Below are 19,358 nucleotides of genomic sequence, written 5' to 3' on the forward strand. Positions count from 1 at the left end.
CGAACGGCATTCCCGTCATCGCCGGCCTTGTGCCGGTGATGACGGCCCGAGAATCGCCGCGCTTATCCAATCGAGATGGCCGGAACAAGTCCGGCCATGACGCGAAAGAGCCTTGTCTCACAGCTTCTTCTTGAAGCCCTCGTGGCTGCGGGCGAATCCCAGGCGCTCGTAGAAGCGGTGGGCGTCCTTGCGGGTCTTGTTGGAGGTCAACTCCATCGCGGCGGCCCCGTTGGTGCGGGCATGGTCCTCGGCAAAGGCCATCATCCGCGCGCCGATGCCGCCGGAGCGCCGGGCCGCCTTCACCTTCACGCTCTCCACCTTGACGCGCGTGGCCCCGCGGCCGGTGAGATTGGGAATGAAGGTGAGCTGGAAGGTGCCGACAACCTCATTGCCGTCAACCGCCACAAAGAGCTTGTTCTCCGGGCTCATCCGGATGGCCGCGAAAGCGGCCTCGTAGGCCGGCTGCGTCTCGGCCGACCAGACGTCGCCGTGAGAACCCAGCTCATCCTCCTCGTGCAGACGGATGATCGCCTCGAGATCGCCGGCCTGCGCTTCGCGGATCGACAGGACGCTCATGCCGCCTCCCGGGATTCCATCGGCAGCAGATCCGTCCGCGCCTTGAAGCCGGGCAAAGCCTCGATGCGCTTCGCCCATGCGCTCACCTGGGGATACTCAGCCGCATCGATGCCCGCCTCGCCGGCGAAGGCCACGACCCCGTAGATGTCGATATCGGCAATCGTCACGCCCTCCCCGACCAGCCAGGTGCGGCCTGCCAGATGGCTCTCCAGAACGCCCAAAGCGTTCTTGGCGGCGCTGATGCAATCCTCGACCACTTCGTCAGGGGCCTTTCGGAAGCCCAGCTTTATCACGCGGGCCTTGTACAAGGGCGCGGCGAGACGGTCGAAATCCCAGTACATCCACTCGCGCACCTGCAGGCGTTCGTCGAGATTGGCGCCGCCGAACCGCCCTGTCATGTCGCCGAGATATTCCAGGATCGCCGCCGACTGGCACAGATGGCGCCCGTTGTTGCGATCGACCAGCAAGGGCACCTGACCGTAGCGCTGCCGGGACAGATGAGGCGGCTGCTTATGCTCGTCCGCCATCATGTTGAGATGCACGTAATCGAAGGCCCCGCCCATGAGCGACAGGGCGAGGGCGACCTTGTAGGTCGGCCCCGAAAAGGCAAAACCGTGCAATTCGAACCGTGCCGGCATGATGCGTTCCCTTTATGAGAAAATTCTGTGGCCCGGGAACCTAATCGATTGTTTCTCGCTCGGGAAGGAGCAGAATCTCACGCAACGGGGGGATGTGATGGCCAGCATGGAACGTGAGCGGAAACTGTTGCAGCAGAGCGTGGCCATCGTCGCGGCCATTCCCGTTGCCGCGGGGCTCTACGGCGTCCTGTTCGGACAAGCGCTGACGGGGGATGCGGTGAGCATATCGGCGGAAAGCCATTTCCGGTTCCTGTCCGGTCTGCTCCTCGGCATCGGCCTCTGCTTCTGGAGCACCCTGCCCTCCATCGAGATCAGGACGGGCCGCTTCCGGCTGTTGACCCTGCTCGTGGTCATCGGCGGCTTGGGCCGTCTGGTCGGCCTCGGGCTCACCGGCCTGCCCTCGCTCTTCATGATCGGCGGCCTAATCATCGAGCTCGTCGTCGCGCCGGCGCTGTGCCTGTGGCAGACGCGGGTCGCCAATCTCTATGCGGAGGAATACGGGGTCGCGGAGACTTGAGATCGGCAAGGGTAAGGGATTATCCAGCCTGACCCTGTCCCGGCCATCCCGATCGGACGAGCGCCGCGCTTCAACAACCGGGATCATCGGCACAAGGCCGGGGATGATGACGGCAGAGGGGAATGGCCGGTCGGCCTTCGAGATCTGCTTTGCCCTTACATTGCCGGATTAAGAGCCTATCTCTTTGCATCATAAGGATTTGTAGCCAAAGCGTACCATCGTGATCCGTGCGGTTCCGCAGCGTTGATGGTCTTCAACGGTCTGTTCCGCACCTCGAAGAAGGTCGCATTATGAGCGAAGACCAGAAGTTTCTCGCGGTTCTGCGTCAGTCCGCTGATCCGAAGATTGTCGATGCCATCGAGACGCTGATCCGTGACGCACCGGATCACGAGTTGAACCGCATCAACGTGATGACCTTCGCGGCCAGGAACAAGCTCGACGAAGATCGCACCATCGCGGCGTTCCTCCATGCAGCCCGGCTCGGCATGTTCGAAATGTCCTGGAACATTCTCTGCCCTGGATGCGGCGGCGTGCTCGAGTCGGGCATGAGCCTCAAATCGATCAATCAGAGCGAGTATAGCTGCGCCCTCTGCGCTGCCGGATACGAGCCAACCCTCGACGAAATAGTGGAGGTCACATTCACGGTGAGCCCGCGGGTTCGCAAGATCGCGGCCCACGATCCGGATACCCTTCCCATGCATGAATACATGCGCCAAATCTTCTGGAGCTCGGGGATCGACCTCCCGGATGATTTCGAACGCCTGCTCGACGAGATCGTGCTCGATGCGGTGGAGCTCCCGCCCGGCGAGAGAGCGATCCTGTCGCTGCAGCTCCCGGCGGAATTCGTGATCGTCTTCGAGCCGGTCACGCATGCCGCCCAATTCATCGACGTGAAGGGCGAGCCCACCCGCGAGCGCCAGAGCCTGTCGCTCGTCCTGAACGAGAGCCATCCGCAGAACGATACCCTCGTCATGCAGCCGGGGCCGCTGCGAATTTCGCTCGAGAACCGCACGAACCGGCGCGCCCTGCCCTCCGTATGGGTCGCCGGCAACGAACTGCACCACATGCTGAAGCAGCGACGTCCCTTCCTCACGGCGAAACGCCTGCTCACGAACCAGACCTTCCGCGACCTCTATCGCACCGATACGCTCGACATCGATCAGCGCCTGAAGATCACCAGCCTCACGTTCTTGTTCACGGACCTGAAAGGCTCGACGGAACTGTACGAGCGCGTCGGCGATCTCGTCGCCTACGATCTCGTGCGCGAGCATTTCCGCGTTCTCCACGAGATTGCCGCGGCCGAGACCGGAGCCGTCGTCAAGACCATCGGCGATGCCGTGATGGCGACGTTCCCGACACCGGATCACGCGATTTCGGCGGCGCTGCGGATGCGCGACGCGATGCGCAGCCTCAACGAGCAGCGCGGAAGCGAGGACCTGCTGCTCAAGATCGGCATTCACGAGGGCCCGTGCCTCGCCGTGACGCTCAACGACCGGCAGGATTATTTCGGCCAGACGGTGAACATCGCCTCCCGCGTCCAGGGACTTGCGGTCTCGCGCTCGATCTTTGCAACGGACACCGTCGTCGAAAACCCGGAGGCCTCGCACGTCATCGCCCGCCAGGGTCTGCAGCCGACCCTGCAGAAGACGGCGCTTCGCGGGATCAGCGACGAGTTCATGGTCTACGAGATCCCGTGAACAATTGACCTGCCATTATTTCTGGTAAGGAGCGGAAGGATACGGGACGATCTATCCTTCCGAACAATTGTTGATCATCGTCAGTCGCGCCCGCTCACGTCCTCGCCGATGTCCTTGAGCAAATGCGGACTGAGTCTTGCGCGAAGGGAGGCCTGCAACTCGGACGGAGGGAGAGCTTTGGCGGATGTCTGGCCGCGCCCGCGCGCGGTCGGGATCAGATCAATGCGAACGGTCAGCCAGACGAGGGAAAGCGTAATCTGCTTCATCGAAACCTGCAGCGTTGTTGGATGGAAGGATTGCGGCGTGGGTGCATGGGACAAAGAGCAAAACCATGTGACGCCTCCTTCGGCTGAGGTTGATGAAAAAGCGGCTGAGAGGTCAGCCGCGGACGAAGTATACTCCGACTTGAGCGAATTCGCCAGACGAAGATCTCAGAATGTCTTCTCGAACCGGTATTCAGCCGATTTGGAGATATCGGCGAGCTGGCGCTGCCCGTCGACCTGCGTGTAGCCCAGTCGCCGGTAGAGTCTGTGCGCGGTCCTGAAGCGCGTGTCCGACCAGAGGACGATGCGGTCCGCGCCCCTTGCGCGGGCATGGTTCTCAGCCTGGCGCACGAGCAATGAGCCGAGCCCCTGTCCACGCCGGTCGGAGCGCACGTAGAGCCGATGCAGTTCCGCCGCTCCGCGCTCCGGGAAGTCGACGGCCACGCAGGCGCAGACGCGCCCGCGCTCATCCTCGACGGCCCAGAAGGCGCCATCGGTCGCCGCGTAGGAGGAGCCGGCGGCACGCAGGTCCGGAAGGTCGTCGTGCGGGTCGACGAAGCAACCCGGATATTCCGCGTAGCACAGCGACAGGAGACCGAAAAGATCCTGTGCGTCGGCATCGATCACAGGCCGGAAGACCGGCTGGTCCTCAACTTTTCTCGCGCGTTCCGTCATTGCCCCTCCGCGCCGTCGTTGCGGCGATTGTCGTTTCAAGCATGTCGTGCAAGAGCCTGTAGGCCTGCGCCGACAGATGGATGCCGTCGGTCGTCATCCCTTCCCTCGCCGCGCCGGTCTCGTCCGCGAATTCCTTCTGAAGATCGACGATGGCAGCCGCGCGGTCCTCTGCAATCTCCACGATGCGACGGCTCAGGGATGCCATGGCATCGGGGGAATAGAAGCTCGTCAGGCGCTTCGCCTGCTCGATGGGCGGCGGCGTGAGCACCACGACGGGAACCTGCGCGTCGCCGAAATGTCGGACGATCCGCTCGAAATGCTCCGCAGCGCCATCGAGGGCGCTCTCCGTGCAATCCTTCTTGGCGTCGTTGGTGCCGACGAGCAGTACGGCGATCCGGGGCTCGGCCGATGTCAGCAGAAGTGGCACGCGCCGCTCCAGCGCCTCGGTCCAGATGCCGGAATAGCCGGCATTGAGCACAGGCAACGGGCCGATGCAGTTCCAGTAGAAACCTTCGACGATGGAATCACCGATGAAGAGCAGGCCGCCCGGCCCCACGGCAGACTTGTGCGAGCTGATCACGATGTCGCGGATCAGCCAATGCGGCGCGAAGGGGTTGGGCTGCGAGGTCACGGGATGAGGCGCCTTGCAAGAGCCCGGCGGAAGCTCTCGCGTTCCGCCGGTCGGCCGAAAGGCCTTACTCGATCCCGAGCTTCTGCTTCAGGATCTCGTTGAGGGCCTGCGGGTTGGCCTTGCCGCCCGTGGCCTTCATGGTCTGACCGACGAACCAGCCGAGCAGGGTCGGCTTCGCCTTCGCCTGCTCCACCTTGTCCGGGTTGGCGGCGATGATCTCGTCCACGGCCTTCTCGATCGCGCCCGTGTCGGTCACCTGCTTCATGCCGCGCTTCTCCACGATTTCGCGCGGGTCGCCGCCTTCGGTGAAGACGATCTCGAACAGATCCTTGGCGATCTTGCCCGAGATCACATTCTCGCCGATCAGCTCGATGATGGCGCCGAGCTGCGACGCTGAGACTGGGGTTTCGGTGATGTCCTTGCCTTCCTTGTTGAGGCGGCCGAACAGTTCGTTGATGATCCAGTTCGCCGCGGCCTTGCCGTCGCGGCCTTTCGCCACTTCCTCGAAGAAGTCGGCGGAGGCGCGCTCGGCCACCAGCACGCTCGCGTCGTAGGGTGAGAGGCCGTAATCGGCCATGAAGCGGGCCTTCTTCTCATCCGGCAGTTCCGGCAGGTGCTGGGCGAGATCGTCCACATAGGCCTGGTCAAATTCGAGCGGCAGCAGGTCCGGATCGGGGAAGTAGCGGTAATCGTGCGCCTCTTCCTTGGAGCGCATGGAGCGGGTCTCGCCCTTGCCCGGATCGTAGAGGCGGGTCTCCTGGTCGATCCTGCCGCCATCCTCGAGGATCGCGATCTGGCGGCGCGCCTCGACCTCGATGGCCTGGCCGATGAACCGGATGGAGTTGACGTTCTTGATCTCGCAGCGGGTGCCGAGCTCCTCGCCGGGACGGCGCACGGAGACGTTCACGTCGGCGCGGAGGTTGCCCTTGTCCATGTCGCCGTCGCAGGTGCCGAGATAGCGCAGGATCGTGCGCAGCTTGGTGACATAGGCGCGCGCCTCGTCGGCGGAGCGCAGGTCCGGCTTCGACACGATCTCCATGAGGGCGACGCCCGAGCGGTTGAGGTCGACGAAGCTCAAGGTGGGGTGCAGGTCGTGGATCGACTTGCCGGCATCCTGCTCGAGATGCAGCCGCTCGATGCGCACGGTGATGGTCTCGCCGCTCTCGGGCACATCCACGATCACCTCGCCCTCGCCCACGATGGGGCTCTTGTACTGGCTGATCTGGTAGCCCTGCGGCAGGTCCGGATAGAAGTAGTTCTTGCGGTCGAAGGTGCTGCGCAGGTTGATCTCGGCCTTGAGGCCCAGGCCGGTGCGGATGGCCTGGCGCACACACTCCTCGTTGATCACGGGCAGCATGCCGGGCATGGCCGCATCCACCAGGGAAACGTGGCTGTTCGGATCGCCGCCAAAGGCCGTCGAGGCGCCGGAGAACAGCTTGGCCTGGCTCGTCACCTGGGCATGGATCTCCATCCCGACGACGATTTCCCAATCGCCTGTCGCACCTTTGATGAGCTTCTTAGGGTTGACCGGAGCGTTCATGAACCTTGCGCCTTTATCTCTCGCCTATGCTGAAGCATCGGACCCAAAAGTGGATCTGCACTTTTGGGACCCATCCGATGCTTTCTCCATAAAATGAGAGCATCGTTGTGCGCGGAAAAACCGGGTCCACTTTTCCGCACGATGCTCTACCCGGAGTAAGAGCGACCCTCGGACGGGTCAACCCCCTTCAACATGAACGGGTGTTCAGATTGCTTAACCGATCGTTAAGATTAGAAACAATTTATGCACAGATATCGAAAATAATTGCCACGCTCGGATGAAACCCCATCCGACATACGGCGTTGTTCGGGAGGTAAAACGGTCAAGGAGTTTCAAAATGGCTATGGATCCTATGGATCGCGAACCGAATGTCTACAATCGCGAGACCAATGTCTACGATAACACGAAGCGCGGCTCGAACACTCTTGCTTACGTGATCGGCGGTCTTGTTGTCGCGCTGGGCCTTCTGGCCTTCCTCTTCTACGATGGCGGCAGCAACGAACCGAGCACCACCGGCAGCACCGGCACCCAGACGGAGAGCTCGTCGCCGAGCACCGGCTCGACCGCTCCGGCAACCCCGACGACTCCGTCGTCCCCGGCGGCTCCCGCAGCCCCGGCAAGCCCGTCTTCCCCGGCCGCTCCTTCGGCTCCGGCGAACCCGCAGTAACTTCGCGTCTCGCGTAACGCTGCGCATGGTGGGTCTGACCTCCGGGTCAGACCCATTTTCGCGTGGAGCACCATCCGACCCGCGAGGAACCAAGCCGAAGCGGCAACGGTTAGGCTTGAAGAATTCCCCGCTACCGGCAGAGCACGAGGAGCATTGCGATGGCCAGCAAGTCGAGCTTCACCCCTGAGGAATGGTCCCGTCTCGTCGCAAGCCCGGTCGTCGCCAGCATGGCGATCACCGCGGCGGATCCCGGCGGGCTCTGGAGCCTGCTGCAGGAATCCATGTCGAGCGGCTGGGCGCTCCTGGAGGCGAAGCAGGACGCGCAGGCCACGCCTCTCGTGAAGGCCGTCGCCGACGACATCGCCAACACGGAAACCCGGAACGCGGTCCGCGAGTCCTTTCAGGCTCAGTTCAAGGGCAGCCAGTTCGTCGACATCAAGCGCAAGGCCATCGAGGAGCTCCACGCCGTCTCGACCCTGCTCGACGCCAAGGCACCCGAGGAGGCTCCTGCCTTCAAATCCTGGCTGTGGAGCGTCGCCCAGAAATCGGCGGAGGCCGGCAAGGAAGGCGGCTTCCTAGGCTTCGGCGGCGTGACCGTGAGCGATGCCGAGAAGGCGACGCTGGCGGAGATCGCCACGGCGCTCGGCAATCCGGCCGGGGCTGGGGCAGGATTGGCCGAGACCTGATGCCCTGCCCTCATGCCGCTTGAATGATCGTCTTCCGCTTGCCTTGCGGGATCGTCATGGCGGCCACGCCTGCGAGGATGAAGAGAAGCCCGATCCAGGCCGCCTCGCTGAGGCTCTCGCCCAGGAAATAGGCTCCGATGGCGATGCCGATCGGCGCCCTGAGATAGGCCTGAGCCGTCGTGCCGACCGAGCCGAGGGTATGGATCAGGCGGAAATAGATGACGAAGGCCATGGCCGTCGAGAACACGGCGAGGCCGAAGAGCGCCATGACCGATGCCCCCGACGGGGCCAGGGTCCAGGGCCGGTCCACAACGAGGCTCAGGGGCAGCAGGATCATCGCTCCTGACAGGAGCGAACCGGCCGCCGGAGCCATGGGATCGAGATTCTTGAAGTTGCGCCCGAAAATCGCGGCACCGGCATAACAGATCGTGGCCAGCACGACGGCGAGCTGTGCGGTCAACTCCTGGCCGACATGAGTGAAGGCCTGGCTTCCGACGATGATGCAGGTTCCGGCAAGGCCGAGAATGACCCCGGTGAATTTGCGGAAAGACGTCGCCTCGTGGCGGGACCAGAGCCACGTGATCAGGAAGGTGAAGACCGGGGTCATCGAGTTCAGGATCACGGCGAGGCCGGCATCGATGGACTTTTCCGCCCAGGCAATGAGCGTGAAAGGAATGACGCTGTTGAGGCATGCTTGTACCGCAAAATTCCGCCAGCTCGCCCCGTCCCGGGGAAGGAGGATTCCGCGCCACCGCATGATCAGAACGAGGATTCCGCCCGCGATCAGCGTGCGGGCGGCGATCAGGGTCACGGGCGGAATCGTGTCGATCCCGATCTTGATGAAGGTGTAGGACGAAGCCCAGAGCGTCGCGAGGGTCGCCAGGAGCGTGAGCTCGATGGCATGGTTGGGCCTGAGGGGGTTCGTCGCCATGGTGGAAGGTCCGTGCGTCTCGATGGAAAGCGGCACGAACCTGGCACAGCCTGCGAAGACTGTCGCCGTATGAAGCTTCGGTGTAGGCCGAACTATCGCGGCGCAAAAATGAGGGCTGCCTTAGCGCCTCGCCACCCGCCGCGCGGCATAGGCGCCGCTCGCCCAGAGCATTGCGGCGACGAAGCGCACCGGGAACAGGGTCAGGCCATCCGACCGAACCGGCGCGATCCAGGGCAGCCCCAGGCTGCTGATTGCCCAGGAGACGAGCGCCGACACCGCCAGCGCGACCATGCCGATGATCAGCACCTTGCCGAACTGGTCGGCCTTCCAGCCGAGCCAGACGGCGATGAGGATCAGGACAGGATCGAAGGCCGCGGGCAGCCAGTCCCAGAGATGGATGACGGGAACGGTGGGGTGCACGCGATTCAAGCCCACCAGGCCTGGGGCAGCTCGATGCGGCCGGCGGAATCCTCGATCACCTGACCGGCGGCGAAGAGGGTCTCCTCGTCGAAGGCGCGGCCGATGAGCTGAAGGCCGAGCGGCAGGCCTTGCGCGTCGAGCCCGGCCGGAACGGCGATGCCCGGCAGGCCGGCCATGTTCACCGTCACGGTGAAGATGTCGTTGAGGTACATCTCGACCGGATCGCCCGAGCCCTTCTCGCCGATGCCGAAGGCGGACGACGGCGTGGCCGGGGTGAGGATGGCGTGCACTCCTTTAGCGTAGACCTCCTCGAAGTCGCGCTTGATCAGGGTGCGCAGCTTCTGGGCCCGGACGTAATAGGCGTCGTAATAGCCGGCGGAGAGCACATAGGTGCCGATCATGATCCGGCGCTTGACCTCGCGCCCGAAGCCGGCGGCGCGGGTCTTCTCGTAGAGATCGACGATGTCCCGGCCGTTCTCGCGCAGGCCGTAGCGCACGCCGTCATAGCGCGCGAGGTTCGAGGAAGCCTCGGCGGGAGCCACGATGTAATAGGCGGGCAGCGCGTATTTGGTGTGCGGCAGCGACACCTCGACGATCTCGGCGCCGGCGGCGCGAAGCCATTCGGCGCCCTGGTGCCAGAGCTGCTCGATCTCGGGCGACATGCCGTCGACCCGGTATTCCTTCGGAATGCCGATCTTGAGGCCCTTGACGCCGCGGGAGATGGCCGCCTCGAAATCAGGCACGGGTAAGTCGACGCAGGTGGTGTCCTTGGGATCGGGGCCGGACATGGACCGCAGCATGATGGCCGAATCCCTCACCGTGCGGGTGATCGGGCCGGCCTGGTCCAGGGACGAGGCGAAGGCCACCGTGCCCCATCGGGAGACGCGCCCATAGGTCGGCTTGATGCCGACGGTGCCGGTGAAGGCCGCCGGCTGGCGGATCGAGCCGCCCGTATCGGTCGCGGTGGCGCCCAGGCACAGATGCGCGGCAACCGCTGCCGCCGAGCCGCCCGAGGAGCCGCCGGGGACGAGGTGCGTGCCCTCGATGGCGCCGGACGCGCCGGCGCTTACATTCGAGCCCTCGCGCCGCCAGGGCGACACGACGGGCCCGAAGGCGCTGGTCTCGTTGGAGGAGCCCATGGCGAACTCGTCCAGGTTGAGCTTGCCGAGCATCACGGCGCCGTCATTCCAGAGATTCCGGGTGACGGTGGATTCATAAGCCGGGTTGAAGTTGCCGAGGATCTTGGAGCCGGCGGTTGTGACCGTACCCTCGGTGCAGAACAGGTCCTTGATGCCGAGCGGAATGCCCTCGAGCGCCCCGCCCTCGCCCCTGGCGATCTTCTCGTCCGAGGCCTTGGCCATGGAAAGCGCCTTCTCCGGCGTTTCGACCAGGTAGGCGTTGAGCGCCCTCGCCTTCTCGATGGCATCGATATGGGCCTGTGCGAGTTCCACGGCAGAGAAGGTCTTGGCCTTCAGGCCGTCGCGGGCCTCGGCAATCGTGAGATGGGTCAGTTCGGTCACGGGACTGGATCTCTTCTTCGGCGCCGAAACGGCGCCATAATCTTCTCGGGATCCCCAGGTCGCGCTGCGCTTGCCCGGGGATGGTCGAACGAGGCTGCGCTCTATTCGACCACCTTCGGTACCAGGAAGAAGTTGTCTTCCGTGGCGGGGGCGTTCTGGACGATCTTCTCCGGATAGCCGCCGTCGGTCACGCCGTCCTGGCGCTTCTTCATGACCATCGGCGTTACGGACGTCATGGGCTCCACGCCCTCCACGTCGACCTCGTTGAGCTGCTCGACGAAGGAGAGAATTGCGTTGAGTTCACCCTGGAGATGAGGCACCTCCGCATCCGTCACGGCAATGCGCGCCAGATGGGCGATGCGGCGGACCGTTTTCTCATCGACCGACATGAATGGTCTAACCTCTTGGAAATAGCTTCCGCGGCCTATAGCACCCGCCTGCCTCGGGGGGCAATGTTGGATGTGCGGGGAGGCCTTCCTATGACACTGCCGGTGTGCGCGCCCTCGCGGGAATAACACCTCCCCGTCATGGCCGGGCCTGTTCCGGCCATCCCGATTGGGCGGGGCACGGCGCTCGAAACCATCGGGATCACCGGCACGAGGCCGGTGATGACGTCGGAGGGTCCGAGGGCCGGTGATGACGGGGCGGGAACGGTGATGACGCGGTGGGGCAGGACACTGTCCCGGGTCACACTGTCATTGGACACACCCTCCTTCGTCCTGCGCCTGCCTTGGTCACACCCTTTGCCGTCATGGCCGGGCTTGACCCGGCCATCCCGATGCTGAGAGGCGCGGTGCTTCAATCCATCGGGATCACTGGCACGAGCCCGGTGATGACGGGGGAGAGCGGATGTAACGCTATGTTCTCACTTTGTTCTTGACACTATGTATCACCTGGGCTAGACCTGTGCTCATCCCGGCCCGACGGGGGGCGCGCTCGCGAGGCGTCGCAGATGTGGGGCGGGGAGCGGTCCCGCCGCAGGCCTCGCACGCCTGTTGGCAGGAGGCCCTTGGCAGCCGGGTGCTGGTCCAAGTCTCAACGCCTAAAAGTACCGCGTGCGAAGAGGCATCCTGGCTCTTCCATCAAACCCTAGATCATCGAGCCGGGCCGCCACTCGCGCCACCCTCGATCAACCTGACGGCTCAGGGCTCCCAAGCTCTGGGCCTACGGGTGCTGGCTCTTGGACAGGAGACGATCATCCCCTCGCAGACGTCATCACACCCTCCCACGTCATGGCCGGCCTTGTGCCGGCCATCCCGATCGGACAAGCGCCGCGCTGTTCCACATCGAGATCACCGGCACCCGTCCCCGGATCAAGTCCGGGGAGGCGATGACGGCGGGTTACTTTTGCACCGTCACGCCCACGGTCTTGTGCGGCACCACGACCTGAATGCCCTTGCCATCGAGAGCCGCGACGAAGCGGTCGGCGTTGGGCACCAGCGGCGGGAAGGAGGCGTAGTGGCAAGGGATAGCGGCCTTCGCGCCGCTGAAATAGCGCTCGACCGCCAGGGCCGCCACCTCGGGCCCCATCGTGAACCGGTCGCCGATGGGCACGATCACCACGTCGGGCTTATGGATCTCGGCGATCAGGGCCATGTCGCCGAAAATGTCCGTGTCGCCCATGTGGTAGATCGTCGGCTCGCCCGGCGCCTTCACGACAATCCCATTGGCGCTGCCGAGCGGGAAGTTCACGTCCATCTCCACGAGGCCGGAGGAGTGATCCGCCCGCACCAGGGTGACGGTGAAGCCGTCCTGATCCGTCGTGCCGCCCGTGTTCATGGGATCGAAGTTCTGAACGCCCTGCTTGGCGAGATACATGCAGAGCTCGAAATTGGTGACGACCTTGGCGCCCGTACTCTTCGCAATGTGGACGGTGTCGCCCACATGGTCCCCATGGCCGTGCGTGAGGAGGACGTGGGAGATGCCCTCGGTGATCCTCGCCGTGTCGCCTTCGAAGGCTGGGTTGCCGGTGAAGAACGGATCGATGAGCACGGCCTTGCCGGCGAAGTCGAGCCGGAAGGCGGAATGACCGAACCATGTGATTTTCATGAGAATTCCCTTGTATTCGGCAACATGAGATGGGGCAGACGCGGGCCGTCGACCACGTTCCACAGGAACAAAACGGCAGGTCGGGCTTTAAGAAGCTAAGCAATAAACATCAAGTCTGCAGGAGGATAGCCATGCCCCGCCTCATCGCCAGCTTCGCGGCAGCCGCCGGACTTCTCGCATCCACCAGTGCCTGGGCTGTCGAGATCTCCATCTCGTGCAGCGCGCTCGGCAAGGAATACGAGATCTGCAAGCAGGGCGTCGACGCCTGGGCGAGCAAAACCGGCAACACGGTCAAGATCGTCTCGACGCCCAACTCCGCCACCGAGCGTCTCGCCCTGTTTCAGCAGCTTCTCGCCGCGGGCGCCGGCGACATCGACGTGTTCCAGATCGACGTGGTCTGGACCGGCACCCTGGGCAATCACCTGCTCGACCTGACCTCCAAGGCGCAAGGCACGATCGGCGATCATCTTCCCGCCATGGTCGAGACCAGCCGGGTCGAGGGCAAGCTGATGGCCGTACCGTGGTTCGCCGATGCGGGCCTGCTCTATTACCGCAAGGACCTTCTGGACAAATACAAGCGGCCCGTGCCGCAGACATGGGCCGATCTCAACGAGACGGCCCGCCTCATCCAGGAGGGCGAGCGCAAGGAGGGCCGCGGCGACTTCTGGGGCTATACCTGGCAGGGCCGCGCGTATGAGGGCCTGACCACCAACGCGCTCGAATGGATCGCCTCCTACAATGGCGGCACCATCGTCGACGAGAAGGGCGAGGTCACCATCGAGAATCCGAAGGCCATCGAGGCCCTGAAGATGGCCGCTGGCTGGGTCGGCACGATCACGCCCGAAGGGGTGCTCAACTACACGGAGGAGGAGGCGCGCGGCGTCTTCCAATCCGGCAACGCCGCTTTCATGCGCAATTGGCCTTATGCCTGGGCGCTGGCGCAAGGAGCCGATAGCACCATCAAGGACAAGGTCGGCATTGCGCCCCTGCCGAAGGGCGGCGCGGATGATCGCCATGCGGGCACTCTCGGCGGGCAGCTTCTCGCCGTGTCCAAATATTCCAAAAATGCCGAGGCCGCGACCGATCTCGTGATGTATCTGACGAGCGAGGCCGAGCAGAAGCGCCGTGCGGTCGAAGGCTCCTTCAATCCGACCATCGTGTCGCTCTACAGCGACGCCGACATCGCCAAGGCCAATCCGTTCATCGGCGATCTCGTCGACGTGTTCAGCAATGCGGTCGCGCGCCCTGCCACCGTGACGGGACAGAACTACAACAAGGTCTCGACCGAGTTCTTCAATGCGGTGCACCAGGTTCTCTCCAAGCGTGCGGAACCCGCGCAGGCGCTGAACCGCCTGGATCGTGACCTGAAGCGGATCAAGCGCAACGGCTGGCAATGATCATGAGCGGTGCCGTCGCTCAGGACGGCGTCCCTGTTCAGCAACAGGTGCAGGGACGCCGCTCATCGCTGACGCGCTCGCGCATCAGGGCGGCGTGGCTCTTCATCGCGCCGAGCCTGATCGTCGTTGCGCTCATTGCCGGCTGGCCCCTGGTGCGGACGATCTGGTTCAGCCTCACCGATGCCGACCTCAACAATCTGAGCGATTACGACTTCATCGGCTTCGAGAATTATCTCGCCAACTACGACGGCGAGTGGTTCGGGATCCTGACCGAGCCCGACTGGTGGCATTCCGTCTGGAACACCCTGTGGTTCACCCTCGTGTCGGTTTCCATCGAGACGGTGCTCGGCATCGTCGTGGCGCTGATCCTGAACGCGGCGTTCCCGGGCCGCGGCATCATGCGGGCCATCGTCCTGATCCCCTGGGCGATCCCCACCATCGTGTCGGCCAAGATGTGGAACTGGATGCTGCACGACCAGTTCGGCGTCATCAACGATCTCCTGCTGCGCATCGGCCTGATCGCCGCGCCCGTCAGCTGGACGGCCAATACGGACACGGCGTTATGGGCCGCCGTCATGGTGGATGTCTGGAAGCACACGTCCTTCATGGCCCTGCTCATCCTGGCCGCCCTTCAGATGCTGCCGCAGGATATCTACGAGGCTGCGAAAGTGGACGGCGTTTCTCCCATTCGCGTCTTCTTCCGAGTGACCCTGCCGCTCATCAAGCCGGCGCTGCTGGTCGCGGTGATCTTCCGTTCCCTCGATGCCCTACGCGTCTTCGATCTCATCTATGTTCTGACGTCGAACTCGAAGGACACGGCCTCCATGTCCGTTTATGCGCGCCAGCAGCTCGTCGATTTCCAGGAGGTGGGCCTCGGCTCCGCTGCCTCGACGCTGATCTTCCTGATCATCGCCCTCATCGTCGTGATCACGCTCGCGGCCGGGCGTGTTCGGCTCGGGGAGGATCCGCGATGAGGTTTCTCGCGCGGATTGGCTTTTGGCTGCTCGTGATCGTCATTGCGTTCTTCGCGGTTTTTCCGTTCTACTACGCCGTCATCTCGTCCTTCCGATCCGGAAGCGAATTGTTCTCGGTGGCCTATTGGCCGGAGCGGTTGGATCTTTCGAATTATTTCGCCGTGTTCGAGCGCCAGCCCTTCGGCCAGAACATCCTGAACTCGATCGTCGTGTCGGGCTCCGTGGTCGCCCTGTCGCTGGGCCTGGGGATCACGGCGGCCTACGCCTTCGGGCGCATCGCCTTTCGCGGCCGCTCGCTCCTGCTCATGACGATCCTCGCCGTCTCCATGTTTCCTCAGGTGGCGGTGCTCGCCGGTATGTTCGAGCTGATCCGAGCTTTTGGCCTCTACAACACCCTGCCTGGGCTGATCCTCGCCAATCTCATGCTCACCCTGCCCTTCACGATCTGGGTGCTCACCACCTTCATGCGCGAATTGCCGAAGGAGATCGAGGAGGCGGCCTTCGTCGACGGCGCGACGCCGTGGATCGTGGTGCGGCGCGTGTTCCTGCCGCTCATGGCGCCCGCGGCCGTGACGACGGGGCTTCTCGCCTTCATCGTGTCGTGGAACGAGTTCCTCTTCGCCCTCACCTTCACGCTCACCAACGAGCGGCGCACGGTGCCGCCTGCCATCGCCCTCATGAGCGGCTCGACGGCCTATGAGCTGCCCTGGGGCACCATCATGGCAGGCTCCGTCATCGTGACGATCCCGATCATCGCCCTGGTGCTCGTGTTCCAGCGCAAGATCGTGGCCGGCCTCACGGCCGGGGCCGTGAAGGGCTAGTTCAAGGAATGCTGTTCAATGGCTGATGTCGTCCTCAAGAATGTCCAGAAATCCTTTGGCCGGATCAAGGTCATCCACGGCGTCGATCTCGACATCCGAGACGGCGAGTTCGTCGTCTTCGTCGGCCCGTCCGGCTGCGGGAAATCCACCCTGCTGCGCCTCATCGCTGGGCTCGAGGACATTACCGCCGGCGATCTCTTCATCGGCGGCGAGCGTGTGAATGATCTTGCTCCTGCCAAGCGTGGGATCGCCATGGTGTTCCAGTCCTACGCGCTCTACCCGCACATGAACGTCTACGACAACATGGCCTTCGGCCTGGAGCTGGCGAAGTCCTCGAAGGCTCAGATCGACGCCAAGGTGCGCGAGGCTGCGCGCATGCTGCAGATCGAGGCGCTCCTCGATCGCAAGCCCCGGCAGCTCTCCGGCGGCCAGCGCCAGCGCGTCGCCATCGGCCGCGCCATCGTACGCAACCCCGAGGTGTTTCTCTTCGACGAGCCGCTCTCCAACCTCGATGCGGCGCTTCGGGTTCAGACCCGCATCGAGATCGCCACGCTCCACCATGACACGCGCGCAACCATGATCTACGTGACGCACGACCAGGTGGAGGCGATGACGCTCGCCAACCGGATCGTGGTACTCAACGCCGGACGGATCGAGCAGGTCGGCACGCCGCTCGAGCTCTATCACCGCCCGGCCAACCTGTTCGTCGCCGGCTTCATCGGCTCGCCGCAGATGAATTTCATGGAGTGCCAGGTCGCTGGCATTGGGCCGAACGAGGTGCTGGTGAGCCTGCCCGGCGGCGGAACCCTGGCCGTTCCGGTTGCGCCGGCAGGTATCGGGCCGGGCGAGCCCGTCACCCTCGGTGTCAGACCCGACCACGTGCGTGTGAGCCCTCAAGGCTCCCTCAAGGGGCGGGTCGAGTTGGTCGAGGAGCTTGGCGAGAACCATCTGCTCTACGTCGATGTGGGTCAGGGCCGCCGCCTGACCGTACGCGAGCCGGGCGATGCACGGCACGAGATGGGAACCACCGTCAGCCTCGATCTCGCCCGCGAGTTCTGCCACCTGTTCAATCGCTCGGGGGAAGCTTTGCCGTCACGCGCCGGCGCCACAAGCCCCGCCCCGTCATCGCCCGATCTGACAAGCGCTGCGTGAGGCTGAGCGGCCGGTCCTCTACCGCGTCATGGCCGGGCTTGTCCCGGCCATCCCGATACGGGAAAAACTCGGCGCCTTAAAGAATCGAGATCACCGGCACAAGGCCGGCGATGACGTCGAGGATTATCGGAGATGGCGGCGTCTCTCCCGTCTCGACGCCGGGCGACTTCCCCTATACTGGCTGGGATCCGGCAGGAGTACGAGGTGGCAGCCATGATCTCACGAGACGATGAACTGGTCGCCTTCATCGACGGCCTGGCGCCGCGGGCACGCCTTATGGGCGTCGATCTCGGCACCAAGACCATCGGCCTTGCCCTCTCCGACGTGGAAAGGCGCATTGCAACCCCGCTTGAGACGATCAAGCGGATGAAGTTCACCCCCGATGTGGGCCGCATCAAGGATCTTGTCGCGCGCTACGAGGTCGGTGGCCTGGTCTTCGGCTTGCCGCTCAACATGGACGGCACGGAGGGCCCGCGCTCGCAGGCCACGCGCGCCTTCGTGCGCAACATGAAGCCCCTCCTGCCTCTGCCCATCCTGTTCTGGGACGAGCGCATGTCCACCATGGTGGTGACCCGCACCCTCCTTGACGCGGACGCCTCCCGGGCCAAGCGGGCCGACGCCGTCGACAAGATGGCTGCCGCTTACATCCTTCAAGGCGCTCTCGACCGCTACGAGAGAATCGCCGCCGCTGCGGAAGCGGCTGAGGACGAGGCGGCGTTCAGATCAGGTCTCGATATGGATACGCCAAAAGGCGGGGCGGTGGACGAGGAAATCTAGGCTGCCGGACGAGAGCAGTTTTCGGCGAAGTCGATCCGGTTCATCGTCAAATACAGTGCAGCACCATACTCGAAAGGTTTGGCGAAGCGGTACAGTTCCTGGATCCGCAGCCAATATGATGATATATTACTTCACAAGATCAAGTCATTCATCTTCGCAATCCACCCGTTCGTTTACCGACACGCCTTCTTGAAGGCTTGACGCGGCGGCAAAAGCCCCCTATCTCACCGCGAACCGCGACGCCGGTTTCGAATCCCTGCCCGAGATGCTGAGATAAGTTTCAGAAAAGGCAAAGGATTTCAGAGGCTTCGGTGGGGGATAGTTTAATGGTAGAACAGCGGACTCTGACTCCGCTAGTCTTGGTTCGAATCCAGGTCCCCCAGCCATCTCAGATTTTTGACAACTTCTGATTCGAGAGTCTTGATCGACAGGACGGTTTTAGAAGCGTTTTCAATGTTCGTTCTGGAATTCCCGGCTGCGGGTCTATGAATGGCCCTTCCAGTCTCCGTCGCAGGTTCGAAAGCTGCCGCCATCACCGAGCTCGCCGGACAGCCCGTCCGCCCCACCTGGAAAAGCCGGCTCCACAGAATGGCCCAATAAACTGCGAAGCTAAGCCGCATTCCAGCCAAGGTTAATCTTTAGCTAACAGCCTCCCGTAGGGGCAATTACGGGCCGGGGCCGCGCCTTGAGCCGTCATAAGGTTCAGGCGCGGCTTTTCTTCACGCCCGCTCGTCGATGCCGTTACAAACTCATGCCATCTCCAAGTCGGGGACGTCCAAACGGATCGAGCGATAAACTTCGACGCGCTCAAGGGTTTCAGCGCGAGGGACGACGCCGTCTGGCTCGACAACATGATCTTCACGAAGTTCGGCAAAGGTACGCCTTCCAAGCTGGTTCAGCTTCAGGATCGGTTCCTTGTCGTCGACTCCCGGTCAAGTGACAAAGACGACTACGTCTTGTACGACAAGAACTCGGGTATCCTGTCTTACAATCCAGATGAATCCGGCTCCAAGATCCCTATCGAATTCGCGCAGTTGAAGAAGGGGACGATATTGGCGTACCAGGATCCGTTCGTTGTCCGAGGAATGAATGCGACAGGCATTCTACTCGGTCTCTTCGGTTTCATCGTCCCATCCAATGGCAGCCGGCAGCACTGATGTTGCGTCGATAGCCTCCTTCAATCCCCGGACAGCCTTGATCTGCTCGTCCGTAAACTTCAGCGCGATATCCATGCCGTGGGCCCAGAAATCGAGAACCATCATCTTCTCATCTAAAGCGCTTTTGATCTGGACTTGAATCCATTCGGGTGGGCTGTGCGTTGACAGGCATATGGCCCGGGAGGCAAGCCATGCCCCAGCCCTATTCCGCTGATCTGCGTGCGCGTGTTCTGGTCGCCGGTGCGCGCGGCGACCTTCCTCAAGTTGAGA

The 19,358-nt window shown here is 63.3% G+C and carries 21 protein-coding genes and 1 tRNA gene; 10 read left to right on the forward strand and 12 right to left on the reverse strand.

Annotation, left to right across the window (positions count from 1 at the left end):
• Window positions 1–117: 117 nt before the first annotated feature.
• Together KHP60_RS15545 and KHP60_RS15550 are read right to left on the reverse strand one after the other, a co-directional pair.
• Window positions 118–576 carry a GNAT family N-acetyltransferase gene (locus KHP60_RS15545; RefSeq protein ID WP_213565235.1) on the reverse strand — a complete coding sequence of 153 codons (459 nt, stop codon included), beginning with the start codon at window positions 574–576 and terminating at the stop codon, window positions 118–120.
• Window positions 573–1,214, reverse strand: a complete 642-nt coding sequence (locus tag KHP60_RS15550) for a glutathione S-transferase family protein (RefSeq protein WP_213565236.1) — start codon at window positions 1,212–1,214, stop codon at window positions 573–575. The genes KHP60_RS15545 and KHP60_RS15550 overlap by 4 nt, the downstream gene beginning before the upstream one ends.
• Window positions 1,215–1,320: 106 nt before the next feature.
• On the opposite strand from KHP60_RS15550, the gene KHP60_RS15555 reads away from it, so the two are divergent.
• Together KHP60_RS15555 and KHP60_RS15560 are read left to right on the forward strand one after the other, a co-directional pair.
• The gene (locus tag KHP60_RS15555; protein WP_213565257.1) at window positions 1,321–1,731 is read left to right on the forward strand and encodes a DUF4345 domain-containing protein; all 411 of its coding nucleotides are present in this window, start codon (window positions 1,321–1,323) and stop codon (window positions 1,729–1,731) included.
• 290 nt (window positions 1,732–2,021) lie between these two features.
• On the forward strand, window positions 2,022–3,428 hold the full coding sequence (locus KHP60_RS15560) for an adenylate/guanylate cyclase domain-containing protein (protein ID WP_213565237.1): 1,407 nt from the start codon (window positions 2,022–2,024) through the stop codon (window positions 3,426–3,428).
• Between the two features lie 80 nt (window positions 3,429–3,508).
• Here the strand turns inward: KHP60_RS15560 and KHP60_RS15565 are convergent, their stop codons facing one another.
• From KHP60_RS15565 to gatB, 4 genes are all read right to left on the reverse strand, one after another.
• Window positions 3,509–3,694, reverse strand: a complete 186-nt coding sequence (locus tag KHP60_RS15565; RefSeq protein ID WP_213565238.1) for a hypothetical protein — start codon at window positions 3,692–3,694, stop codon at window positions 3,509–3,511.
• Window positions 3,695–3,859: 165 nt separating this feature from the next.
• A complete protein-coding gene (locus KHP60_RS15570) occupies window positions 3,860–4,366 on the reverse strand; it encodes a GNAT family N-acetyltransferase (RefSeq protein ID WP_213565239.1) in 507 nt (168 codons plus the stop codon).
• On the reverse strand, window positions 4,341–4,997 hold the full coding sequence (locus KHP60_RS15575) for a GDSL-type esterase/lipase family protein (RefSeq protein ID WP_213565240.1): 657 nt from the start codon (window positions 4,995–4,997) through the stop codon (window positions 4,341–4,343). The genes KHP60_RS15570 and KHP60_RS15575 overlap by 26 nt, the downstream gene beginning before the upstream one ends.
• Before the next feature lie 64 nt (window positions 4,998–5,061).
• The gene (gatB, locus tag KHP60_RS15580; RefSeq protein WP_213565241.1) at window positions 5,062–6,537 is read right to left on the reverse strand and encodes an Asp-tRNA(Asn)/Glu-tRNA(Gln) amidotransferase subunit GatB; all 1,476 of its coding nucleotides are present in this window, start codon (window positions 6,535–6,537) and stop codon (window positions 5,062–5,064) included.
• A 337-nt stretch (window positions 6,538–6,874) separates the two neighbouring features.
• On the opposite strand from gatB, the gene KHP60_RS15585 reads away from it, so the two are divergent.
• Together KHP60_RS15585 and KHP60_RS15590 are read left to right on the forward strand one after the other, a co-directional pair.
• Window positions 6,875–7,204 carry a hypothetical protein gene (locus KHP60_RS15585; protein ID WP_213565242.1) on the forward strand — a complete coding sequence of 110 codons (330 nt, stop codon included), beginning with the start codon at window positions 6,875–6,877 and terminating at the stop codon, window positions 7,202–7,204.
• Between the two features lie 158 nt (window positions 7,205–7,362).
• The gene (locus KHP60_RS15590; RefSeq protein WP_213565243.1) at window positions 7,363–7,890 is read left to right on the forward strand and encodes a hypothetical protein; all 528 of its coding nucleotides are present in this window, start codon (window positions 7,363–7,365) and stop codon (window positions 7,888–7,890) included.
• Between the two features lie 10 nt (window positions 7,891–7,900).
• Here KHP60_RS15590 and KHP60_RS15595 read toward each other — a convergent pair whose 3' ends face one another.
• The 5 genes from KHP60_RS15595 to KHP60_RS15615 form a co-directional block, all read right to left on the reverse strand.
• Entirely contained in the window at window positions 7,901–8,821 is a 921-nt protein-coding gene (locus tag KHP60_RS15595; protein WP_213565244.1) for a DMT family transporter, read from the reverse strand.
• A 120-nt stretch (window positions 8,822–8,941) separates the two neighbouring features.
• Complete coding sequence (locus KHP60_RS15600; protein WP_409366290.1) at window positions 8,942–9,241, reverse strand: hypothetical protein; 300 nt, start codon at window positions 9,239–9,241, stop codon at window positions 8,942–8,944.
• 5 nt (window positions 9,242–9,246) lie between these two features.
• Entirely contained in the window at window positions 9,247–10,761 is a 1,515-nt protein-coding gene (gene gatA / locus KHP60_RS15605; RefSeq protein WP_213565246.1) for an Asp-tRNA(Asn)/Glu-tRNA(Gln) amidotransferase subunit GatA, read from the reverse strand.
• A gap of 101 nt (window positions 10,762–10,862) precedes the next feature.
• Window positions 10,863–11,150: an Asp-tRNA(Asn)/Glu-tRNA(Gln) amidotransferase subunit GatC gene (gatC, locus tag KHP60_RS15610; protein WP_213565247.1), complete on the reverse strand. Its 288-nt coding sequence runs from the start codon at window positions 11,148–11,150 to the stop codon at window positions 10,863–10,865.
• A gap of 952 nt (window positions 11,151–12,102) precedes the next feature.
• Window positions 12,103–12,810, reverse strand: coding sequence for a metal-dependent hydrolase (locus KHP60_RS15615; RefSeq protein WP_213565248.1), 708 nt, complete (start codon window positions 12,808–12,810; stop codon window positions 12,103–12,105).
• A 131-nt stretch (window positions 12,811–12,941) separates the two neighbouring features.
• On the opposite strand from KHP60_RS15615, the gene KHP60_RS15620 reads away from it, so the two are divergent.
• The 6 genes from KHP60_RS15620 to KHP60_RS15645 all read left to right on the forward strand — a co-directional run bounded on the left by KHP60_RS15620 (window position 12,942) and on the right by KHP60_RS15645 (window position 18,317).
• Window positions 12,942–14,207, forward strand: a complete 1,266-nt coding sequence (locus tag KHP60_RS15620) for an ABC transporter substrate-binding protein (RefSeq protein ID WP_213565249.1) — start codon at window positions 12,942–12,944, stop codon at window positions 14,205–14,207.
• Window positions 14,208–14,209: 2 nt separating this feature from the next.
• The gene (locus tag KHP60_RS15625; protein ID WP_213565250.1) at window positions 14,210–15,181 is read left to right on the forward strand and encodes a carbohydrate ABC transporter permease; all 972 of its coding nucleotides are present in this window, start codon (window positions 14,210–14,212) and stop codon (window positions 15,179–15,181) included.
• Window positions 15,178–16,002: a carbohydrate ABC transporter permease gene (locus KHP60_RS15630; protein WP_213565251.1), complete on the forward strand. Its 825-nt coding sequence runs from the start codon at window positions 15,178–15,180 to the stop codon at window positions 16,000–16,002. The genes KHP60_RS15625 and KHP60_RS15630 overlap by 4 nt, the downstream gene beginning before the upstream one ends.
• Before the next feature lie 18 nt (window positions 16,003–16,020).
• Window positions 16,021–17,154, forward strand: coding sequence for an ABC transporter ATP-binding protein (locus tag KHP60_RS15635; RefSeq protein WP_213565252.1), 1,134 nt, complete (start codon window positions 16,021–16,023; stop codon window positions 17,152–17,154).
• Between the two features lie 213 nt (window positions 17,155–17,367).
• Window positions 17,368–17,931, forward strand: a complete 564-nt coding sequence (gene ruvX / locus KHP60_RS15640) for a Holliday junction resolvase RuvX (protein WP_213565258.1) — start codon at window positions 17,368–17,370, stop codon at window positions 17,929–17,931.
• A gap of 312 nt (window positions 17,932–18,243) precedes the next feature.
• Window positions 18,244–18,317 (forward strand) — tRNA-Gln (locus KHP60_RS15645).
• A 717-nt stretch (window positions 18,318–19,034) separates the two neighbouring features.
• On the opposite strand, the gene KHP60_RS15650 is transcribed toward KHP60_RS15645, so the two are convergent.
• Window positions 19,035–19,358 (reverse strand): hypothetical protein (locus KHP60_RS15650; protein ID WP_213565253.1); only part of this gene is annotated, 324 nt, incomplete at its 5' end.

The organism is Microvirga sp. 3-52 (assembly GCF_018383585.1).
Taxonomy (GTDB): Bacteria; Pseudomonadota; Alphaproteobacteria; order Rhizobiales; family Beijerinckiaceae; genus Microvirga.